The sequence below is a fragment of the Mycobacterium sp. genome, assembly GCF_008709575.1.
Lineage (GTDB): Bacteria > Actinomycetota > Actinomycetes > Mycobacteriales > Mycobacteriaceae > Mycobacterium.
This window is the reverse complement of the sequence record NZ_VYIK01000433.1, coordinates 1-640: the sequence shown is the minus strand read 5'-3', so window position 1 is coordinate 640 and position 640 is coordinate 1. Positions and strand designations below refer to the sequence as shown.

The window sequence follows — 640 nt, the reverse complement described above, 5'->3', positions numbered from 1 at the left end:
GCGCGCGCTGCTGACCTGCTGGAGGATTTTGCCGGCTCATCTCTGTAGAATTTTCAGAAACGCTGATGCCTAGGCTTTTGCAATGAGGCGCCGTTTTTCTTCGATTCGACACGTCTGGGTCCAGCGCTGCCCCAACTCAAATATTCCTCGCGAACGCGACTCACCTCCCCCGGGATCGGGACGATATTGGGTTCTAATCCGTCTTGATGCCGATGAATGTCCCTCGGAGAGCCGATTGATAGGAACCTCCTAGTAAACATTCTGCAATGTTTGGTTCCAAGTGGTCGTACTGTTCCAGCACAAGGTCAAATCCAACATCGTGAATTGTCTGAAGTAAGTGCTCACGTTGAATCCAGAAAGATCGGCGATTGTCCCAAGATGACCATTTGTGAGTTTCTCTATCACGGAGTGATGGAAGCCACCAAGATCCGCTACACTCGCTTGAGAATTCCGGAAACCATCTTCCAGGCAGACCTTCGTTTTCACTAGCTGTCGAAAGCCATAAATTCCTGGGCAGTGAAAGATAGAAATTTTCCAGCCTGGGCTTTTGCAGCAATCTTGCTACCACCCATTGCAATCCCGGCAATATGAATCGCGCCACTACAGGCACTCGAAATTTTATTTCAGAAAATTTTTTACG

1 pseudogene is annotated in these 640 nt (G+C 48.8%); it reads right to left on the bottom strand.

The features are described 5' to 3' along the window. Positions 1-193: 193 nt before the first annotated feature. Positions 194-640 (bottom strand): annotated as a pseudogene (locus tag F6Q13_RS19440) (hypothetical protein); the annotation flags it as partial.